General features: G+C 70.4%; 15 protein-coding genes and 1 pseudogene. 5 read left to right on the forward strand and 11 right to left on the reverse strand.

What is annotated here, in order from left to right; translation table 11 throughout:
• Nucleotides 1–118: 118 nt before the first annotated feature.
• Nucleotides 119–1,468: an NAD(P)/FAD-dependent oxidoreductase gene (locus tag AB0D49_RS25970; RefSeq protein ID WP_362761562.1), complete on the forward strand. Its 1,350-nt coding sequence runs from the start codon at nucleotides 119–121 to the stop codon at nucleotides 1,466–1,468.
• Nucleotides 1,469–1,519: 51 nt separating this feature from the next.
• Here the strand turns inward: AB0D49_RS25970 and AB0D49_RS25975 are convergent, their stop codons facing one another.
• From AB0D49_RS25975 to AB0D49_RS25985, 3 genes are all read right to left on the reverse strand, one after another.
• Entirely contained in the window at nucleotides 1,520–2,029 is a 510-nt protein-coding gene (locus AB0D49_RS25975) for a hypothetical protein (protein WP_362761564.1), read from the reverse strand.
• Nucleotides 2,030–2,164: 135 nt separating this feature from the next.
• Nucleotides 2,165–2,413 (reverse strand): hypothetical protein, encoded by a 249-nt coding sequence (locus AB0D49_RS25980; RefSeq protein WP_362761566.1) that lies wholly within the window; start codon nucleotides 2,411–2,413, stop codon nucleotides 2,165–2,167.
• Between the two features lie 428 nt (nucleotides 2,414–2,841).
• Nucleotides 2,842–3,741 carry an RNA polymerase sigma-70 factor gene (locus tag AB0D49_RS25985; RefSeq protein ID WP_362761567.1) on the reverse strand — a complete coding sequence of 300 codons (900 nt, stop codon included), beginning with the start codon at nucleotides 3,739–3,741 and terminating at the stop codon, nucleotides 2,842–2,844.
• A gap of 381 nt (nucleotides 3,742–4,122) precedes the next feature.
• On the opposite strand from AB0D49_RS25985, the gene AB0D49_RS25990 reads away from it, so the two are divergent.
• Nucleotides 4,123–4,389, forward strand: a complete 267-nt coding sequence (locus tag AB0D49_RS25990; protein WP_362761569.1) for a WhiB family transcriptional regulator — start codon at nucleotides 4,123–4,125, stop codon at nucleotides 4,387–4,389.
• A gap of 60 nt (nucleotides 4,390–4,449) precedes the next feature.
• Here the strand turns inward: AB0D49_RS25990 and AB0D49_RS25995 are convergent, their stop codons facing one another.
• The 3 genes and pseudogenes from AB0D49_RS25995 to AB0D49_RS26005 all read right to left on the reverse strand — a co-directional run bounded on the left by AB0D49_RS25995 (nucleotide 4,450) and on the right by AB0D49_RS26005 (nucleotide 7,846).
• Entirely contained in the window at nucleotides 4,450–5,049 is a 600-nt protein-coding gene (locus AB0D49_RS25995) for a YceI family protein (protein WP_362761571.1), read from the reverse strand.
• A 157-nt stretch (nucleotides 5,050–5,206) separates the two neighbouring features.
• Nucleotides 5,207–5,953 carry an SDR family oxidoreductase gene (locus tag AB0D49_RS26000; protein ID WP_362761572.1) on the reverse strand — a complete coding sequence of 249 codons (747 nt, stop codon included), beginning with the start codon at nucleotides 5,951–5,953 and terminating at the stop codon, nucleotides 5,207–5,209.
• 163 nt (nucleotides 5,954–6,116) lie between these two features.
• Nucleotides 6,117–7,846 (reverse strand): annotated as a pseudogene (locus AB0D49_RS26005) (FAD-binding protein).
• A 269-nt stretch (nucleotides 7,847–8,115) separates the two neighbouring features.
• Here AB0D49_RS26005 and fdxA point away from each other — a divergent pair.
• Entirely contained in the window at nucleotides 8,116–8,502 is a 387-nt protein-coding gene (gene fdxA, locus AB0D49_RS26010; RefSeq protein ID WP_362761574.1) for a ferredoxin, read from the forward strand.
• Nucleotides 8,503–8,562: 60 nt separating this feature from the next.
• On the opposite strand, the gene AB0D49_RS26015 is transcribed toward fdxA, so the two are convergent.
• The 3 genes from AB0D49_RS26015 to AB0D49_RS26025 form a co-directional block, all read right to left on the reverse strand.
• The gene (locus AB0D49_RS26015) at nucleotides 8,563–9,060 is read right to left on the reverse strand and encodes an Ohr family peroxiredoxin (protein WP_362761576.1); all 498 of its coding nucleotides are present in this window, start codon (nucleotides 9,058–9,060) and stop codon (nucleotides 8,563–8,565) included.
• 282 nt (nucleotides 9,061–9,342) lie between these two features.
• Nucleotides 9,343–10,242 (reverse strand): RNA polymerase sigma-70 factor, encoded by a 900-nt coding sequence (locus AB0D49_RS26020; RefSeq protein WP_362761578.1) that lies wholly within the window; start codon nucleotides 10,240–10,242, stop codon nucleotides 9,343–9,345.
• Between the two features lie 324 nt (nucleotides 10,243–10,566).
• Complete coding sequence (locus tag AB0D49_RS26025; protein ID WP_362761580.1) at nucleotides 10,567–11,331, reverse strand: class I SAM-dependent methyltransferase; 765 nt, start codon at nucleotides 11,329–11,331, stop codon at nucleotides 10,567–10,569.
• A gap of 587 nt (nucleotides 11,332–11,918) precedes the next feature.
• On the opposite strand from AB0D49_RS26025, the gene AB0D49_RS26030 reads away from it, so the two are divergent.
• Both AB0D49_RS26030 and AB0D49_RS26035 read left to right on the forward strand, forming a co-directional pair.
• The gene (locus AB0D49_RS26030) at nucleotides 11,919–13,538 is read left to right on the forward strand and encodes a ubiquinol-cytochrome c reductase cytochrome b subunit (RefSeq protein WP_362761581.1); all 1,620 of its coding nucleotides are present in this window, start codon (nucleotides 11,919–11,921) and stop codon (nucleotides 13,536–13,538) included.
• A gap of 294 nt (nucleotides 13,539–13,832) precedes the next feature.
• On the forward strand, nucleotides 13,833–14,675 hold the full coding sequence (locus AB0D49_RS26035; RefSeq protein ID WP_362761583.1) for an alpha/beta hydrolase: 843 nt from the start codon (nucleotides 13,833–13,835) through the stop codon (nucleotides 14,673–14,675).
• 325 nt (nucleotides 14,676–15,000) lie between these two features.
• Here the strand turns inward: AB0D49_RS26035 and AB0D49_RS26040 are convergent, their stop codons facing one another.
• Nucleotides 15,001–16,281: a 2-oxo acid dehydrogenase subunit E2 gene (locus AB0D49_RS26040; RefSeq protein ID WP_362761585.1), complete on the reverse strand. Its 1,281-nt coding sequence runs from the start codon at nucleotides 16,279–16,281 to the stop codon at nucleotides 15,001–15,003.
• A gap of 97 nt (nucleotides 16,282–16,378) precedes the next feature.
• The gene (gene aceE / locus AB0D49_RS26045) at nucleotides 16,379–19,066 is read right to left on the reverse strand and encodes a pyruvate dehydrogenase (acetyl-transferring), homodimeric type (RefSeq protein WP_362761587.1); all 2,688 of its coding nucleotides are present in this window, start codon (nucleotides 19,064–19,066) and stop codon (nucleotides 16,379–16,381) included.
• Nucleotides 19,067–19,169 lie beyond the last annotated feature (103 nt).

Here is a 19,169-nt window from a genome sequence, read left to right on the forward strand (position 1 = left end):
CCGCGAACGCCCCCTGGGACTCCGGCGTGCGGTGGCCGCCCGCGTCGGACTCGGTCATGTCACACCCTGTGGTGCCGGCCGGTCTAGGAGGGTGAAGCCGAGAGAAACAGAGGACACCGTGCGTGAGATCGTGATCGTGGGTGGCGGTTACGCGGGTTTCTCCACCACATGGGGCCTGGAGAAGAAGCTGCGCCGGGGTGAGGCACGCGTCACCGTGGTCGACCCGCGTCCCTACATGACGTACCAGCCGTTCCTGCCCGAGGTGGTCGCCGGGTCGGTGGAGGCCCGTCACGCCGCTGTGTCGCTCCGGCGGCATCTGCGCCGGACCCGGCTGATCGCTGGCTCGGTGACGGAGATCCGTAACAGCGCCCGCACGGTCACGGTCAGGCCGCACAGCGGGCCGGACTTCGACCTCCACTACGACGTGCTGGTGGTGACGGCGGGAGCCGTCACACGTACCTTTCCGATCCCGGGACTGAGCGAGCAGGCGTACGGGCTGAAGCATGTCGAGGAGGCCGTGGCGATCCGCGACCGGCTGCTCACCTCGTTCGACCGCGCGGCGACCCTGCCGCGCGGTCCCGAACGCAGCAAACTGCTCACCGTCACCGTGGTCGGTGGTGGCTTTACCGGGGTGGAGGGCTTCGGTGAGCTGCTGGGTCTGGCGACCGTCCTGCTCCGGCACTATCCGGAGATCGGCGCGGAGGAACTGGCCTTCCACCTGGTCGAGGCGCGGGGCCGTATCCTGCCCGAGGTCACCGACCGGCCCGGTGAGTGGGTGGTGCGCTCGCTGGAGAAGCGCGGTGCGCGGGTGCACCTGAACACTCAGCTCGTCTCGGCCGAGGCCGGGCGGGTCGTCCTCTCCGACGGAGCGGAGTACGACTGCGGCCTGCTGGTGTGGACGGCGGGCAACGCCGCCAACCCGATCGTGCACAACCACACCGACCTGCCCGTCGACGAACGCGGTCTGCTGACCGTACGTGCGGACCTCAGGGTGGGTACGGACACCGATGTGGTGGCGGACGTCTGGGCGGCCGGCGACAACGCCTCGGTGCCCGATCTCGCGGCCGGACGACCGGGCGCCCGCACGGTGCCCAACGCCCAGCACGCCGTCCGCCAGGGCAGACGTCTGGCGAAGAACATCCTGGCGGCACTGCGGGGCCGGCCGACCAAGGACTATGCGCACCGCAGTCTGGGGGTGGTGGCCACGCTGGGACTGGGCCGTGGCGTCTTCCAGTACCGCCGACTGGTCGTCAAAGGCTTTCCGGCCTGGCTGATGCACCGGGGCTACCACCTTCTGGCGGTTCCGAGCTGGGAGCGCAAGGCCCGTGTGTTCGCGGTGTGGACCACCGCCGCCCTCTACGGCCGCGACATCGTCTCACTCGTCTCGGTCCAGCACCCGAGGGACGCCTTCACCTCCAGCGGCGACCCCCACCGGGGCGAGGAACCCACGGACGCCGTCGCCGGATAGGCACCCCTCGATGCCGCCGCCCGGCCGTGCGCACCGGACTGCCTGGAACTGCTACGGCTTGACGGCGCGGTACAGACCGCGGCCGACACGGTGAACGCGAGAGGTGCCGACCAGGCGGTCGAGTGTGCTGCGGACGGCATTGATGCTGCCACTGTCGGTGTCACGGCCCAGAGCGGCGGCGATGTCGCGGGCACGGACGTCGACGTCTCCGGCTTCCGCGAAGTACGCGAGGATCTGCTCGGTGAGCTTGCCGTACGTTGTCACACTGTCGGCGTTCATGACGGTGTGGTCGGTCGGCGCCCGGTCCTCGTCGGCGCTGTCGGCCGGGTCTGCGGGCGGCGACTCCGGCTCCACCGGGGCGGGCGCCACAGGTGAGGGAGCGGACGAGGGCATGAGGGCCTGAAGGGCGCTGAGGGCTCGCTCCACGGAGCCGAGGTGAGCGGTGACCGCGGCCAGTTCCCTCTCCAGCGCCTGCTTCTGGACCTCCAGCCGGGCCAGGTCCTCCTGGAGGCTCTCGGCGGTGATCGCGATATTGCGAGCCGTGGAGGTCACGGAGACCATGCGTTCCTCTCTCCTCACACCTTGTTCTGGCGGGGACATCATATGCAGGGGCCGCCGGTCGAGAAGAGGACGGGTGGGCGGTGGGGACGGCACATCGCCCACCGCGACGACCCGCCCGCATCCGCCCCCGATCCGTCAGGGACGCCTTGACTTCGAACGGCCGGGCCGGGTGTCGCCCGCCTCACCCGAGCGTGGCTCGCCCTCGGCGGGCCCGGTCACCGAGTACCGCAGTCCGAGCGCCTCGGACACCGCGTCGATACGGGCGTCCACCGCCTCGATCGCCTCTCGGAGCAGACTCAGCCGCCCTTCGAGCAGGGCGGCCTCCGCCGCGAGCGACGCGCTGACCGCGACGGGATCGGTCTGCCGGTCAGTGCTCGGAGGCATCCGCCTGTCCTTCCCCAGTCTGTGCCGGAAGTCCGTGGACAGGCCGCTCTCGAACAGCGACCGCTCGAACGCGCCGGCTGACGTGTGTCCCTGCCATGCTCATCCTTCTTCGCTGCGGGGCTCGGGCGGGCATCGCCGCAAGCCGTCGACACCGCATTGACCAGGCAGCGGGGGGAGCTGTGACAGCCTGCCGTACCGCGTGTCGCGGCCGGGGTCAGGAGCCGTCTCCGCCTGCGGAGCGCCGAACCGAAGGACACGGACGACCTTCGGGACGACCTCCGGGACGACATCCGTCGCGCCGCGGCCCCGGCTGATGTGTAGGTGCACAACACACTCCATTCGCACTGAGTAGGGCGTGGGGCACCGGGGGGCCATGAAAGTGTGTTCCGTCGGGGGAAACACCTTCCGACCGCTTTCCCGGGGAGGGCTCAGATGCCCCGCGCGACCGCCCGACGGGAGCAGGAGGCGATCAAGGCGGCGATCTTGCTCGGGGTGAAGACCCACATCACCTGATGAATGCCCCGGTACGTGGCCGCGATGGTCATGAAGGTGGTCGCTCGGCCGTCCCGGTGGAGCAGCACTCCGCTGCGCCCGTTCGCCTCGACCGGTTCCACCTCGACGGTCGGCCAGAACCGGGTACAGGCGGTCGACAGGTTCGCCACGCGGACACGTCCCAGCACCGGAACACGAGCCGCTCCCCGGATGCCGTTCCCGTCGGACAGACTGACCGCGTCCGGCGTGAGCAGTGCCTCCAGCGAGGCGACATCCCCCTGCCGGGCGGCGGCGACGAAGGCATCGAGCAGCATACGGTGCTCGGCGGCGTCGACGCTGTCCCGCTGGTCCTCGGTGAGGTGCTTGCGCGCCCGGCTCACGATCTTCCGCACATTCACCGGGCTGAGCCCCAGGATGTGCGCGATCTCGGGATAGCCGTAGTCGAATGCCTCGCGCAGGACGTACGCGGCGCGCTCGGTCGGGGGCAGCTTCTCCAGCACCAGGAGCAGGGCGAGTTCCAGTGCTTCCGCCCGCTCGGCGCCGACCACCGGGTCCTGGCTGGTGTCGACCGGCTCGGGCAGCCACGGGCCGATATAGGTCTCGCGGCGGACGCGGGCCGACTGCGCCACGTTGATGGCCAGCCGTGTGGTGGCGCTCGACAGGAACGCCACGGGGCTGACCACGACGGAACGGTCGGTCGTCTGCCAGCGCAGCCACACCTCCTGGACGACGTCCTCGGCCTCCACCGCACTGCCCAGCACGCGATAGGCGATGCCGAAGAGACGTGGCCGGAGCTCTACGAAGACGGAAACGGCCTCGCTCATTCCGCTCCCCATGGGGGGGCGCTTCTGGATGCATGTTCCTTCGGTCTCCGTTTCGCTGGTGCCGGTGCTTTCGCGGACGCGGCCATAGGGCCGTCAGCCGAGAACCGCCAGGGCGGCGGCCGACGGACTGAGTGGTTCTGGCGGGGTGGTGCCCTCACCTCCACTCCAAGTGACCGGCGGCGCAGGCGTTGCGTAACGGTTTCGCGGTGGATTCTCGCCGGACATTCGGCGCACGGGCAGTCGGCCCTGTTCCCGGCCCCATGTCACACCCGTGCCGACCATTCGGTCTTCCAGTGAAAAGCGGTGATGTATCGCGCACCGCGTTCCTGGATTTCCCTCGCACGATGAGCCATCTCCAGGACCGGTACCCGTTTCTCACGCAGGAGGCATTCCATGGATTGGCGTGTACGGGGTCTCTGCCTACGCGAAGATCCTGATCTTTTCTTCCCGATAGGCGATGTCACCAGTGGTCCGGTGGCGTTGCAGACGGATGAGGCGAAGGCCGTCTGCCGTCGATGTCCGGTGCGGGCGTACTGCCTGGAGTGGGCCGTGGACAGGGGCCCGGTCGACGGCATCTGGGGCGGGACGACGGAAGGGGAGCGACGCGCCCTGCGACGGCGGGTGGCACGCGGGTCGCTGGCGACGGAAAGCGCCGCTTGAGCTGTGTGGGTGGGTGGGGCGGGGCGGACCCGGGATCACCCCACCCACACCGGCTTCACCTCAGGCCGCCGCGTCCGGGTCGACCCGTACCGCCGAGACGTCCAGGGTCAGGGTCACGCGGTCGCTGACGAGGACTCCTCCCGTCTCCAGCGGTGTGTTCCAGGCGAGCCCCCAGTCCGAACGCCGCAGGGCGGCCGTGCCCCCGAAGCCGACCCGGTGCTGCCCATGGCTGTCGTCGCCGGCTCCTCCGAGGACGATGTCGAGATCCAGCGGCAGCTCGATGTCCTTGACGCGCAGCCTGCCCATGATGCGGAACTCGTGGTCGCCGAGCGGGACGATGCCGGTGGAGCGGAAGCTCATCAGGGGGAATGTCGCGGAGTCGAAGAACGTGGGTCCCCCCAGCTGAGCGTCACGCTCCGGGACTCCCGTGGCCAGACTCCCGGTCTGGACACTCACGTATGCCTCGGACCGGGACGGGTCTCGGCCGTCCAGCTTGAGCAGGCCCTCGAAACGGTCGAACCGGCCGCGGACATGGGAGATCATCGCGTGCCGGACGGAGAACCCGAGGGAGCTGTGGGCCGGATCGATGGTGTAGACACCGGTCACCGCCGGATACGGGCCGGAACCGGGTGGAACGGTGTGATGGCGTTGAACCCGCATGATGCGTTGCCTTCTCTGTGGTTGCCGTCTGTCGGTGGCACGGTGTGCCGGCGTCGCGACCGGCACCGTGCCGGAAGCGGAAAGGGCCTGCCGTACCGCGATGCGGACAACAGGCCCTCACGTGGATGGCCGGCCCCTGGGCCGGCCATCCGGCGACTCAGTGCTGCTGGGCGAGCCAGTCGGTGAACCGGGTCTCCGCGATGTGCGCGTCCGGGCCGGGCAGCAGCGTGGTCTCCCGCAGCTCCGCACCGAAGTACGGGGCATACGCGTCGGTCACGACCTGGCGCGGGTCGTTCTTGGCGGCCAGGCCCTTGCGGATCAGCTGGTCGAGCTGGAACTCGTCGGGGCCGGCGACCTCCACCACTCCGTTGACGGGAGTGCCGACGGCGGTGCGGCCGACGGTGGCGGCCACATCGTCGGAGTACACCGGCCGGATCTTGACCGGGGCCAGCCGGACGGTGTCACCGTCGGTCGCGGACTGGGCGATGCCCTTCATGAACTCGAAGAACTGTGTGGCGTGAACGATGGAGTACGGCATCCCCGAGTCCCTGATCAGCTCCTCCTGCGCCTGCTTGGCCCGGAAGTAGCCGCTCTCCTGGAGCCGTTCCGTGCCGACCACCGAGAGGACCACGTGATGGGTCACACCGGCATCCGCCTCGGCCTTGAGGAGATTGGTGGTGGAGGTACGGAAGAACTCCATGACGGCGTCGTCCTCGAAGGAGGGCGAGTTGGAGACGTCGATCACGACCGAGGCGCCGGTCAGGACCTCGTCCAGACCCTCGCCCGTGAGTGTGTTGACGCCGGTGTTGGGGGCGGCCGGCACGGCTTCGTGACCGTGCTCGCTGAGCTTGGCGACCAGCTTCGAGCCGATCAGTCCGGTACCGCCGATGACTACGACCTTCATGGTGAAATCCTTTCGGGAACATACGATGTGGTCCGCATCAGGAAAGACCGGGTACACACGTTTCTTGTGACACGGTCCCGGTACCTTCCCTGATGTTTCTTGCACGGGGGTTCAATGGCCCGGAAACGCGGGGGAAGCGCCCGAGCACGGGAGGGATGGGCGGCTATTCGACGAGTTTTCCCTCGGTGGAGACGTCCGCCATGAGGGACGCGATCTCCTCCGGGACAGGCGGAATGCTCTCGTGGGTGATTCCGGTCGTCGGGGACCAGACGAGGTTGACGCGGAAGGCGGGGTCCGTGGCGGGGAAATCACTGCGGTTGTGACAACCACGGGTTTCCCGGCGCTCCAGGGCCGCTTCGAGGGTGGCGCGCGCCGCCAGCGCGGCCGATCTGAGGTCGAAGGCGTGGGCGAGATCCTGGAAACCGGCGATGTCGGGATGGACCCCGACGTTCTCCATGCGTTTCTCGATGGTGTCCAGTTCCGCCAGGCCGGTGCGCAGCCCCTGTTCGTCACGGACGACACCGGCGTGTTCGGTCATGGTGTTACGGAGGGCGCGTTGGAGGGCCCGGACGTTCTCGGGTCCGTCGGCGGCGAGCAGGTCGTCCACTTCGGCGCGGGCCGCGGCCACGGCGGCGGCGGACCGTGGCTGCGCGGTCAGTGACTCCGAGTAGGCCGCGGCGGCCCTGCCGGTGATACGGCCGTAGACGAGGAGTTCGATGAGGCTGTTGCCGCCGAGGCGGTTGGCGCCGTGCAGGCCGCTGACGCCTCGCCGATGGCGTACAGGCCCTGGACATCGGTGCCGTGGTCCTCGGGACGGACCAGGACGCCGCCCATCGAGTAGTGCGCCGTGGGGGCGACCTCGATGGGTTCGCGGGTGATGTCGAGCATCTGTAGGTCCAGGAGCGTCTGGTACACGCGGGGGAGTCGGCTCATGATCGTCTGGCGGGGGAGGTGGGAGACATCGAGCCAGACCCCGCCTGCGGGGGTGCCGCGGCCCTCCTTGATCTCGGTGTAGGAGGCGAGGGCCACGCGGTCCCGGGTGGACAGCTCCATGCGCTGGGGGTCGTAGCGGCTCATGTACCGCTCGCCCAGTGCGTTGCGCAGGATGCCGCCCTCGCCGCGGGCCGCCTCACTGACCAGCGTGCCCGCCGCGTTCTCCGGTTCGATGATGCCGGAGGGGTGGAACTGGACCAGTTCCGGGTCGCGCAGACGGGCCCCGGCCTCCACCGCCAGCCGGAAGGAGTCACCGGTGTTCTCGTCCCGCCGCGAGGAGGTGCGTCGCCAGATACGGGTGTGCCCGCCCGCCGCCAGGATGACGGCGTCCGCGTGGATGAGGTGACGGGTGCCGTTGGTGAGGTCGAATCCGTAGGCCCCGAAGACAGCATTGTCGTGGACCAGGAGTCGGGTGATGTAGACGCTGTCGAGCACGGGGATGTCCAGCTGGCCCGCGCGCCGGACGAGCGTGCGCTGGATCTCCAGGCCGGTGTAGTCACCGGCGAAGGCGGTGCGGCGGAACGTGTGGGCACCGAAGAAGCGCTGCGAGATCCGGCCGTCCGCCTCACGGGCGAAGGCCATGCCGTAGCGCTCCAGGTCGTCGATGCCCAGGGCCGCGCCCCGGGTGACGATCTCGGCCGTGCGAGGGTCGCCGAGCAGGTAACTCTCCTTGAGGGTGTCAGCGGCGTGCTGCTGCCAGGTGTCCCCGGGGTCCATGGTGGCCAGGGCCGCGTTGATACCACCGGCGGCCAGCGCGGTGTGGGAGTCCTCCTTGGGACGCTTGCCGACGGCGATGACATCGACGCCGGCCTCGGCCAGCTCGATCGACGCCCGCAGACCGGCCCCGCCGGTACCGATCACCAGCACTGTGGTGGCAAGACGTTGTTCGGTGATGGGCACGGTCGCTCCCGTCGCTCTGGGTGGTCACTGACTAGGACCGGGCAGGGCGGCCGTTTGTGACAAGGAGTGCCGCCGCGACGCCCGGCACGGCACTTCCCGCAGGTCAGAGCCACCGTGGCGGCGACTCACCGGGAGAGGGTCGAACAGCGGTGGCCACCGAGAGTGCACACCATGTGTCACAACATGACGGCACTCCCGGTCATACCGACAAGCCGACGGCCGCACCAGCCGGCCCCAAGACGTGCTCGATGGCGAGGAGTAGGAGAGAGATGACATACGTCATTGCGCAGCCCTGTGTCGACATCATGGACCGGGCGTGTATGGCCGAGTGCCCGGTGGACTGCATCTACCCGGGCTCACGCACCCTCTACATCAACCCGGCGGAATGCGTCGACTGCCATGCCTGTGAGCCCGTCTGCCCCGTGGAAGCCATCTTCTCCGAGGACGACCTGCCGGACCGCTGGGCGCACTACCGGTCCGTCAACGCGGAGGTCTTCGACGCCCCGCGTCCCGGTCGGCGCGAGCGGCCCGACGTACTCCCTGATCACCCTCTGGTGGCGGCCCTGCCCCCGCAGAGCCCGCACAAGAAGGACATCTCCGTCTTCGCCATCCGCAAGGAGGAAGCCGCCGACGCGGACCTGTGGTTCCCGTCCTGACGGCCGCGCACACGACCAGCGCCCGGCGCGGCGGCGGCCGACGCCTGCCGGACGCACCGGTCAGGTCGCGAGCGTGATGGTCGTGGGCGTGCCCCTCCACGCCATACGCGCGTACGGACACAGTGCGTCGGCCCGCTCCATCAGAGCCGTGGCCACATCCGCGGCGACTCCGGGCCACCGCACCACCAGATCGACGTGCAGCACATAGCCACCGTCCTCGGGAGCACGTCCGAAGGCGACGGTCGCCATGACGCGGATGGCCGCCGGGTCGAGTGCCTCCTGCCGCGCCAGAAGGCTCAGCGCGCCATGGAAGCACGCCGCGAAGCCCGCCGCGAAGAGCTGCTCGGGATTGGTCTTCCTGCCGTCACCGCCCAGCTCGGCGGGCATACGCAGATCGAGGTCCAGGGCGCCGTCGGACGAGCGGGCCCGCCCGGAGGCCCGCCCGTGCGAGACCGCACCGCCGTCCACGGTCACGGTGGTCGTGTAGAGGGGCAGGAACCCGTCCCCGTCGTAGTCCTTCTCGGTCGACAGGGTGGGCAACTCGAACCGCTCGGTCACGGCATGACTCCGATGTCGTCGCGGTACGGCTCCCGGCGGACGGACGGGAGCGCGTACACGGGGGGCCTTGGGTGGTCGGGGGCGGTGACGGGCACGGTGGCGGTGCGCCCCGGCGAGGCCGGGTGTCCTCGCCCGCAGGCGGTACGGCACCGCACACGGCACACATCACACTGTCCGTTCTCGAAGTGACCGGAAGTCCGACGTCCGGACTACTGGATGACCGACAAGCGGCCGTTCCTGTGACGCCGGTCCGCTCCCGACCCGGGAATCCCCGACAACGGGTCAGCCGCTCAGCGAGGCCACATAGGGCGACAGCTTGGCCGGGTTCATCACCCACATGATCCGCTCGATGCCGTCCGCCGAGACATCGACGGACAGCAGGGCGACGGCCGCCCCGCCGGACGACACCAGGACGGCCGGCCGGCCGTTCGCCTCGACCCACCGGATGTCCGCCTGCGGCCAGAAGCGCGGGGCGAAGGCCACCAGGTACCGCGAGACATGGAGCCGCCCGACCACCGGAATCCTGGACGCGCCGCGCGTCCCGTCCCCGTCCGAGTAGCTGACCACGTCGGCGGCGAGCACATCCTCCAGTACCGCCAGGTCGCCCGTTCGCGCCGCGGAGAGGAACACCTCCAGCAGCCGCCGATGGGCCGCCGGTGTGACCCGCTCCTTGCGCTCGGCGGCCAGGTGCCTGCGCCCGCGGCTCACCAACTGACGGGCGTTGGCCTCGGTCGTCTCCAGGATCTCGGCGATCCGCCCGTACGGATACTCGAACGCCTCCCGCAGCACATAGGCCGTGCGCTCCACCGGATTCAGCTTCTCCAGGAGCAACAGGACCGCCATCTCCAGGGCCTCGGCCCGCTCCGCGCCCAGCTGCGGATCATGACTGGTGTCGACGGGCTCGGGAAGCCAGGGCCCCACATAGGACTCACGGCGTACCCGGGCGGACTGGGCCAGGTTGATCGCCAGGCGGGTGGCGATCGTGGTCAGGAAGGCGGTGGGTTCGTGGACCTTCGCGCGGTCCGTGTTCTGCCATCGCACCCAGGTCTCCTGTACGACGTCCTCCGCCTCCGCCGCACTGCCGCCCAGGACTCGGTACGCGATGCCGAACAGCCGCGTGCGCGCCGAAAGGAAGTCCTTCGTCGCTTGGTCAAGGTGGTCGGGATGGGCGCCAGCGTGCATGGATCTCCCCTTCTGGCTTTGTGCGGGCCATGCTACAAGCGGCCACCGAGAGACGCTGTGGGGGTCGGTGGCATGATCGCACCCGCTGTCTTCCGGTGGCACACGGTGGCACTCGACCGGTCAACAGGGGGATCATCCATGGGCCGGGGAAGGCACACACGGTGTGTCACAGGACGTCACCCCTCGACCCCGGCGACCGCGAGGCGACGGCGGTGGGGAGCAGCTCGGCGAAGATGGGTCAGGACGCCGCGTCCCCGCCCCCACCGCCGGGGGAGCGGTCCGAAGTCCGAGAGGTAGCTGTCGCGGGGCGAGCGGGTGGATCGGTCATCCAGGGGACCGCAGCGTCACCGCGAGGAGACCGGGAGTTTCCTGCCCGGGTGACGGCACGAATCCATGCCGGGCCAGGTCGTCGAGCATCCGTGAGCGCGAGGCGGGCCACATCCAGAACGTCTCGGTGTTCTCCCGCAGCACACCTTCCGCGTCCCGCACCCAGTAGTCGACCCGGGTCCGGATGCGGTCCCCGGCGGCCGACGTCACCATGCTCGCGCCGTACGTGTGCTCGCCGACCCGCTGCTCGGGCAGGACCCGCACGACCGTCCGGGCGGGCAGCCGGGCAGGGGGCGGTTGCAGGAACAGCGAACCGCCGGGGACGAGGGCCGCGCCGATCGCGGGCCACAACGCGCGTCGCGCGGCCGGTGGGAGACAGGCGACGACGTTGTGGCAGACGGCCACGTCCGCGACCCTGTGCAGCGCCGTCTCGTCCAGGGCGTGCGGGTGCACGGTCACCCGCTCCCTCTGCCGCGCGGGCAGGGCGGCGAGGCGGGTCATCAAGGATGTGCGCATGGCCCTGGACGGCTCGACGGCGTGCACGCCGACCCGGGACTCGGCCAGGCTCATCAGCGTGACCCGTCCGGTACCGGCACCGATGTCCAGCACGCCGAGCCGGGCCTTCGCGACCTCCCGGCCGTAGAGGTCACGGACGAGTCGGTCGTCCGCGTCCGCCTGGAGGATGTCGTAGAACTCCGCCGTGACGGCGTAGGAGGCGGGTCGGGGACGGGTGACCGGTGCTTTCGCGGTGACAAGGTGCATGTCCAGCAAGACAGCGTGTGGGCCGCACCTGTGACAGCGGTGACGGGGGTCAGCCGCGTGCCCGCGCGGGATGGGCGTGCCCGCGCGGGATGGGCGTGCCCGCCGTCATGGGCTGTCCGTGTCACGGACGGGCGGTTGACTCCGACCCTCAGCCCCACCCTTCGGCCGTGCCGTGACCCGTGTCGAGCGAACGTCTTGTGTCACACCGAAGCCGTACCGCCGGTCATGAAGTCGACAGCGGTTCACACATCCTGAGCGAACGGCAGCGCGACGAGCGAGCCGACCGGTCCGCGCCACCCGCGCGCCTCTCCGGCCCGTGCCGAACCGGCTCCGCGATGCCCCCGGACGGCGACACCGGGGGAAGGGCTCGTGCGGCGCACCCGGGGGCCGAGCCGCTCCTGGGCCGGCACCGATGGTCGAGCCGATCTCCGTGAGCGCGGAACACACCGGTGTCCGGCATGGACAGCCACGGCCGCACGGCGACCGGGAGCCCTCACACACGCCGCTACCGCGCCCCGACGGCCGTGCCGGGGCCAGGGCACCGGACGCGGGGAGTTCCGGATGACGCAGAGACGAAGGGTGAAGAGATGGGCAACGACAGCCGGTCGGCCGAGCCGGGGCAGCGGCGCACCGGGGAGAGGCTCGCCACATGGTCGGCCAGCCGACTGGGCCACCGTCGCCCGGCCGCCTCCGCCCGACGTCTGGTCTTTCCGGACCACTGGTCGTTCCTGCTCGGCGAGATCGCGCTCTACAGCCTCGTCGTCGTGCTGCTCACCGGCGTCTATCTGAGCCTCTACTTCGAACCCTCCTCCGCACCCATGGTCTACCAGGGCAGTTACACCCCGTTGCGAGGACAGTTGGTGTCGGAGGCATTCAACTCGACCCTGCACCTCTCCTTCGACGTCCGTGGCGGTCTGCTCATCCGTCAGGCCCACCACTGGGCGGCGCTGGTCTTCATCGCCGCCGTGTTCACGCACATGCTGCGGGTCTTCTTCACGGGCGCGTTCCGCAGGCCACGGGAGCTGAACTGGCTCCTCGGGTTCTCGCTGCTCATCCTGGCCATGTTCGCCGGCCTGACCGGCTACGACCTGCCCGACGACCTGCTGTCCGGAACCGGACTGCGGGTCGTGAACGGCACGATCCTCTCGATCCCGGTCGTCGGGACCTATCTGTCGTTCTTCCTCTTCGGCGGTGAGTTCCCCGGCGACGACCTGATCGCCCGCTTCAACACCCTCCACATCCTGGTCATCCCCGCGCTGATGATCGCTCTGCTCGTCGGCCATCTGATCCTGGCCGTACACAAGCGGCACACCCAGCATCCCGGACCGGGCCGTACCCACGGCAACGTCGTCGGCCTTCCGTTCCAGGTGAAGGCCGTCAAGGCCGGTGGCTTCCTCTTCCTCGTGTCCGGCGTGATCTTCTGTATGGCCGCCGTCGCGCAGATCAACCCCGTGTGGCAGTACGGGCCCTTCCGAGCCGACCAGGTCTCCGCGGGCTCCCAGCCCGACTGGTACATGGGCGTCGCCGACGGCCTTCTGCGCGTCATGCCCGGCTGGGAGATCAGCTTCTGGGGCCACACCCTGGCCCTGGACAATCTCCTGCCCCTGCTGATCGGCGGACTGCTCTTCCTGGCCATGGGCGCCTACCCCTTCCTCGAGGCATGGGTCACGGACGACGACCGCGACCAGCATCTGCTGGACCGCCCCCGCAACCGCCCGGTGCGCACCGCCCTCGGTGTGGCCTGGCTCAGCTTCTACGCGGTGGCCCTCATGGGCGCCGCCAACGATGTGATAGCCACCCGGCTGCACGTCTCCGTCAACGATGTGACCTGGGCCGTGCGCATCGGCCTGTTCGTCCTCCCCGTCCTCGCCTTCTGGGTCACCAAACGCCTGGCACTGGGCCTGCAACGGCGGGACCGCGACAAGGTGCTGCATGGGCGTGAGACCGGCGTCATCACACATCTTCCGCAGGGCGGGTACGTCGAGATCCATGAGCCGCTCAGCCGTGCCCGGCTGCACACGCTGACCGCCCACGAGCAGTACCGGCCGCTCCCCGCCGCACCCGCGCCGGACGCACCCGGCGCCAGGCCCAGCCGGACCCAGCGCCTGCGCGTCAGGCTCAGCCGCTTCCTCCACGGCCCGGGTACGCAGGTTCCCAAGCCCACGGCGGCCGAGTACCGGCAGGTCAGCGATCGGCACCGGTCCTGAGCGAGGCCCATGTCACGCCTTCACCGGTTCTCCGGTCATAGGAGTGAAAGGCGGCACAAGAAGCAACTCGCCGACAGTCCAGGGCAGTTCGCCCCGCCGGACCTCCGCCCGCCGGCCCAACGGAACCCGTCTCCGCAGCAGCGGCGACGGCGCCGCCGCCGCACAGCCGGAGCGCACCTCATCCGTGCCCGAGCAGTGGGCCCTACGGGGCCGCCGGGCCGTCACCACAACGCCCGTTCCCCCTCGGGGGCGGGACGGCACCCATCCAATTCCGAAAGTCCGAAAGGCAGTCCCATGAAGCGCACCTCCCGCACCAGCCGGGCCCGTGTCCCCCTCACCGTTCTGGCCGGCGCCTCGATCGTCGCCGGCTTCCTCGTCACCACGGTGGCCCCCGCCTCCGCCGACCGGAAGGCCCCCACCCCGGGGCCCAAGCCCACCGTCGTCCTGGTCCATGGCGCGTTCGCCGACTCCACGAGCTGGAACGGCGTCATGAGAAGGCTCCGGCACGACGGCTATCCGGTGGTCGCCGTCGCCAATCCGCTGCGCTCCCTGAGCGGCGACTCCGCCTACCTCAAGGACGTTCTGGCCGACATCGGCGGTCCCGTGGTCCTGGTGGGTCACTCCTACGGCGGCTCGGTGATCAGCAATGCCGCCACCGGCAGCAAGAACGTCAAGGCGCTGGTCTACCTCGCCGCCTTCCTCCCCGAGAAGGGGGAGAGCGCGACCGACCTTTCGGGGAAGTTCCCCGGCAGTACCCTCGGCGAAGCGCTGCGCTCCGTGCCGTTCACGAACCCGGACGGCTCCCAGGGCACCGACCTCTACATCCAGAACGACAAGTTCCGCCACCAGTTCGCGGCGGACGTGCCCCGTGACGAGACCGATCTGATGGCTCTCACCCAGCGACCGGTCACCGCCGCCGCCCTGGCCGAGGGCGCGGCCGAGCCGGCCTGGAAGACCATCCCCTCCTGGAATCTGATCGCCACCCGGGACCTCAACATCCCGGCGAGGACCCAGGAGTTCATGGCGGAGCGAGCGGGCGCCCACACCACGGAGGTCCGCTCGTCCCACGCGGTGAGTGTCTCGCACCCGGGGAAGGTCACCGAGGTGATCGAGGACGCCGCCCGCTCGGTGCGCTGACCCCATCGCGCGGCGGGTGGTGCCGACGGAGTCGTGGCAGGGCTCCCGCCGTCATGCTGCCGCCTGGGCGGTGACGGCGGCAGGACCCGCGCGGGCGGACCCCGACCGGCGATGTGCGGCGCGGGCGCGGAGAACGGCGGTCCTGGTACCGGTCCAGGCCGCTCGCTCTCCGCGCCCGCAGCCGCTCCGGTGGCACGGTTCGCCGGTGTTGCCGCACTCGGCCGGTGCGGCGGGGGACGTGACCCCGTCCCACTCCAGGGCACCCGCGTGCTGCGCCACCTGGGTCACGCTCTACGGCCTCGTCCTGGCCCGCACCGGCACCACCTCACGCCGCGGCGTCGGGGTACAGCTCACCCTCGAACGCCGCGGATTCCAGGATCTCCCTGACCGTGGTCAGGTAGCGTGCCGCGTCGGCTCCGTCCACGAGCCGGTGGTCGTACGAGAGCGACAGGTGCACCAGGTCCCGGATGCCGATGTACTCCTCGCCTTCGCCGCGGACCACGCCGGGCCTCTTGACGGTGGCGCCCACGCCCAGGATCGCGGCCTGGCCCGGGGGCACGATGACGGTGTCGAACAGGGCGCCTCGCGAGCCCGTGTTGGAGAGCGTGAAGGTCGCGCCGGACACGTCGTCGGGGGTGAGGCGGCCACCGCGGGCCCGGTCGGCGAGGTCGTGGACGGCTCGGGCGATCCCGGCGACGGTCAGGTCGCCCGCGTTCCGGACGACCGGGGTCATCAGACCCTTCTCCGTGTCCACCGCGATGCCGATGTTCTCGCTGTCGAAGTAGGTGATGGTCCCTTCGGCCTCGTCGATCCTGGCGTTGACGACCGGATGGGCCTTGAGCGCCTGGGCTGCGGCCAGGACGAAGAAGGGCATCGGGGACAGCTTGACGCCCTCGCGGACCAGGAATCCGCCCTTCGCCCGCTCCCGCAGCCGCATCAGCCGGGTGACGTCGGCCTCGACCGTGGTGGTCAGTTGCGCCTGCTCCAGCAGGGCCTTCTTCAGGTTCTCCCCGATGGCTCTGCGGATGCGGGTCATCCGGACGGTCCGGCCGCGCAGCGTGGATGCCTCCGCTGCCGGGCGGGTCACGACAGCGGGCGCGGGTGAGACCGGCTCGGCCGACACGGGACCCGGCACGGGCGTGGCGGCGGGCGTCGGCACCGGTACGGGCACGGGCACGGCCACGGCGGCGCGCGTCGGCACCGGCCCCGGCGTGGCCACGGGGGTCGGCACCGGCCCCGGCACCGGTGCGGCGGGCGCGTCGGCAACCGGTGCGGTCGGCGCCGGGGCGGGTACCGGGGCGCCCTCCGGCGCCGGGGCGCCCTGCACCGCCCCGGCCGGGAGCGCGGCCCCGGCCACCGGGACCGCTTCCGGCGTACCGATGACGCCGAGACCGGCGCCGACTTCGACGGTCTCGTCCTCGGCGACGGTGATCTCCAGGAGAACACCGGCTGCGGGGGAGGGGATCTCGGTGTCGACCTTGTCGGTGGACACCTCCAGCAACGGCTCGTCGGCCTCGACGCGCTCGCCGACCTGCTTCAGCCAGCGGGTCACGGTGCCCTCGGTGACGGACTCGCCGAGGGCCGGCAAGGTCACGGAAATCGTCATGGTGTGGTTCAGCTCCTCATGGTCCGGCGGGGCGCGAGGCCCCCGAACCTGTCGTCGACGGCGGGGTCCCGCGGGGTCGGGTGTGTCATGGCGCCGCTCACAGATCGAGGCCGTAGCGTGCGCGGGCCCTTGCGACGGTCTCCCGGGGGACCTGCCCCAGCCGGGCCAGCCGGTCCAGTGCGGTCACCACGATGGACTCGGCGTCCATCCGGAAGTGGCGGCGCGCGTCCTCCCGGGTGTCGGACAGACCGAAACCGTCGGTGCCCAGGGAGTAGTAGTCCTGCTCGATCCACTGGCTGATCTGGTCGGGGACCTGCCGCATCCAGTCGCTGACGGCCAGCACCGGCCCCGGCGCACCGGCCAGGGCCCGGGTGACGAACGGCGTCCGCTCCGCTCCCCGCATCCGGGCGTCGTCGGCCCGCATCGCGTCCCGGCGCAGCTCCGTCCAGGACGTCACCGACCACAGGTCGGCGTGCACGTCCCAGTCGGCGGCGAGGAGTTCCCGCGCGCGCAGCGCCCAGTGGACGGCCGTGCCCGAGGACAGGAGCTGGAGCCGGAGTCCGGACGCGGCGGGGTCGGCGGCCCGGAACCGGTAGATGCCCCGGACGATGCCCTCCTCGATGCCCGGGACGGCCGGCATGGGCGGCTGGTGCTTCGGCTCGTTGTACACGGTCAGGTAGTAGAAGACGTTCTCGGGCCGCTCGCCGTACATCCGGCGCAGACCGTCCCGGACGATGACCGCGATCTCATAGGCGAAGGCCGGGTCGTAACTGATCGCGGCCGGATTGGTGGCGGCGAGCAGATGTGAGTGCCCGTCCCCATGTTGCAGACCCTCACCGGTCATGGTGGTGCGTCCGGCGGTGCCGCCGACCACGAAGCCACGGCCCAACTGGTCGCCGAGTGCCCAGAACTGGTCGCCGGTGCGCTGGAAACCGAACATGGCGTAGAAGATGTAGAAGGGGATCATCGGCTCGCCGTGCGTGGCGTACGAGGTCGCCGCGGCGGCTAGCTCGGCCACGGAACCGGCCTCCGTGATGCCCTCGATGAGCAGCTGTCCGGATGCGCTCTCCCGGTAGTGGAGCAGTTGGTCCGCGTCGACCGGGTCGTAGTTCTGGCCGAGCGGCGCGTAGATACCGGCCGTGGGGAACATCGACTCCATGCCGAACGTACGGGCCTCGTCGGGGATGATCGGCACCCAGCGGGCTCCGCTCCCCGGGGCGCGCATCAGGTCCTTGACCAGCCGGACCAGCGCTGTCGTGGTGGCGACCTCCTGGTGTCCGGAGCCGCTCTCCATCGCCTTGAAGGGGGCGCCGGGGGGCTCCGGCAACGGCTTGGCGATCACCCGCCGCACCGGTGCGGGTCCGCCCAGGGCGGCCCGCCGCTCGCGCAGGTACCGCACCTCGGGCGAGTTCTCCCCCGGGTGCCAGTACGGGACCTGGTCGCCGGCGAGCGCGCTGTCCGGAATGGGAAGCTCCAGCAGATCGCGCAGGACCCGGAACTGATCCATCGTCAGCTTCTTCATCTGGTGGTTGGCGTTGCGGGACTCGAACGCCGGGCCCAGGGTGTGACCCTTGACCGTCTGGGCGAGGACCACCGTCGGGGCGCCCCGGTGCTCCACCGCGGCCCGGTAGGCGGCGTACACCTTCAACGGCTCGTGCCCGCCACGGGAGTTCGCGAACAGCTCGACCAGCTGTGCGTCGCTCAGGGAGGCGGAGAGGGCGGACAACGTGTCACCGGTGAAGAAGCTCTCGCGTATGTAGGCCGCGTCCCGCGCGGCGAGGGTCTGCATCTGGGCGTCGGGCACCTCGCCCAGGCGCCGTACCAGCCGGCCGGTGGTGTCCTGCCCCAGCAGCGGGTCCCATGCCTCGCCCCACAGGGTCTTGACCACGTTCCAGCCCGCGCCGCGGAAGCGTGCCTCCAGCTCCTGGACGATCTTCGAGTTGGACCGTACCGGCCCGTCCAGGCGTTGCAGATTGCAGTTGACGACGAACGTCAGGTTGTCCAGGCCCTCGCGGGAGGCCAGCGTCAGGGCGGCCAGGGACTCCGGCTCGTCCGTCTCGCCGTCGCCCAGGAACGCCCACACCCGCGAGGCGGAGGTGTCCTTGATGCCGCGCGCCCGCAGATAGCGGTTGAAGCGGGCCTGGTAGACGGCGCCGAGGGGGCCCAGTCCCATGGACACCGTGGGGAACTCCCACAGCCACGGCAGCCGCCGGGGGTGCGGGTAGGACGGCAGACCGTGCCCGCCCGCCTCACGCCGGAAGGCGTCCAGGTCTTCCCTGGTCAGTCGCCCTTCGAGGAACACCCGGGCATAGACGCCGGGGGAGGCGTGCCCCTGGAGGAACAACTGGTCGCCCGAGCCGTCGCCGTCCTTGCCCCGGAAGAAGTGATGGAACCCGATCTCGTAGAGCCAGGCCGCCGACGCATAGGTGGAGATGTGGCCGCCAAGCCCCAGCCGTGAACCGCGGGTGACCATCGCCGCGGCGTTCCATCGGTTGAGTGCGGTGATCCTGGACTCCAGCGCCAGGTCACCGTCGTACTCGGGCTGTGCGGCGGCCGGGACGGTGTTGATGTAGTCCGAGGACAACAGCCCCGGGAGGGACGTGCCGGACTTCGCGGCGAACTCGTGCACCCGCCGCATCAGGTACACCGCCCGCTCCGGACCGGCGTTCCGCACGACGGCATCGAGCGAGGCCAGCCATTCGGCGGTCTCCTCGCGGTCACGGTCGGGCAGTTGATCGAGCTCACTGAGGAGAGGGACCTCGGTGGGCCGGGACGGAACACTCATGGCAGCCTTCCTGGCACGGTGTGGATGTCGGCGGCGCCGGCCGTGGACACGGTGTGTGCCACGGGGCGACGGGTGGGAAGCATGGGCGGGGGCGTGTGGCCGC

It is taken from the genome of Streptomyces sp. NPDC048290 (assembly GCF_040652095.1).
Classification (GTDB): domain Bacteria; phylum Actinomycetota; class Actinomycetes; order Streptomycetales; family Streptomycetaceae; genus Streptomyces.

Bases quoted from the DNA above. Each gene is read 5' to 3' on its own strand.
- AB0D49_RS25975 (WP_362761564.1), bottom strand. From the start codon at position 2,029: ATGGTCTCCGTGACCTCCACGGCTCGCAATATCGCGATCACCGCCGAG.
- AB0D49_RS25980 (WP_362761566.1), bottom strand. From the start codon at position 2,413: ATGCCTCCGAGCACTGACCGGCAGACCGATCCCGTCGCGGTCAGCGCG.
- AB0D49_RS25985 (WP_362761567.1), bottom strand. From the start codon at position 3,741: ATGGGGAGCGGAATGAGCGAGGCCGTTTCCGTCTTCGTAGAGCTCCGG.
- AB0D49_RS25990 (WP_362761569.1), top strand. From the start codon at position 4,123: ATGGATTGGCGTGTACGGGGTCTCTGCCTACGCGAAGATCCTGATCTT.
- AB0D49_RS25995 (WP_362761571.1), bottom strand. From the start codon at position 5,049: ATGCGGGTTCAACGCCATCACACCGTTCCACCCGGTTCCGGCCCGTAT.
- AB0D49_RS26000 (WP_362761572.1), bottom strand. From the start codon at position 5,953: ATGAAGGTCGTAGTCATCGGCGGTACCGGACTGATCGGCTCGAAGCTG.
- fdxA (WP_362761574.1), top strand. From the start codon at position 8,116: ATGACATACGTCATTGCGCAGCCCTGTGTCGACATCATGGACCGGGCG.
- AB0D49_RS26020 (WP_362761578.1), bottom strand. From the start codon at position 10,242: ATGCACGCTGGCGCCCATCCCGACCACCTTGACCAAGCGACGAAGGAC.
- AB0D49_RS26025 (WP_362761580.1), bottom strand. From the start codon at position 11,331: ATGCACCTTGTCACCGCGAAAGCACCGGTCACCCGTCCCCGACCCGCC.
- AB0D49_RS26030 (WP_362761581.1), top strand. From the start codon at position 11,919: ATGGGCAACGACAGCCGGTCGGCCGAGCCGGGGCAGCGGCGCACCGGG.
- AB0D49_RS26035 (WP_362761583.1), top strand. From the start codon at position 13,833: ATGAAGCGCACCTCCCGCACCAGCCGGGCCCGTGTCCCCCTCACCGTT.
- AB0D49_RS26040 (WP_362761585.1), bottom strand. From the start codon at position 16,281: ATGACGATTTCCGTGACCTTGCCGGCCCTCGGCGAGTCCGTCACCGAG.
- aceE (WP_362761587.1), bottom strand. From the start codon at position 19,066: ATGAGTGTTCCGTCCCGGCCCACCGAGGTCCCTCTCCTCAGTGAGCTC.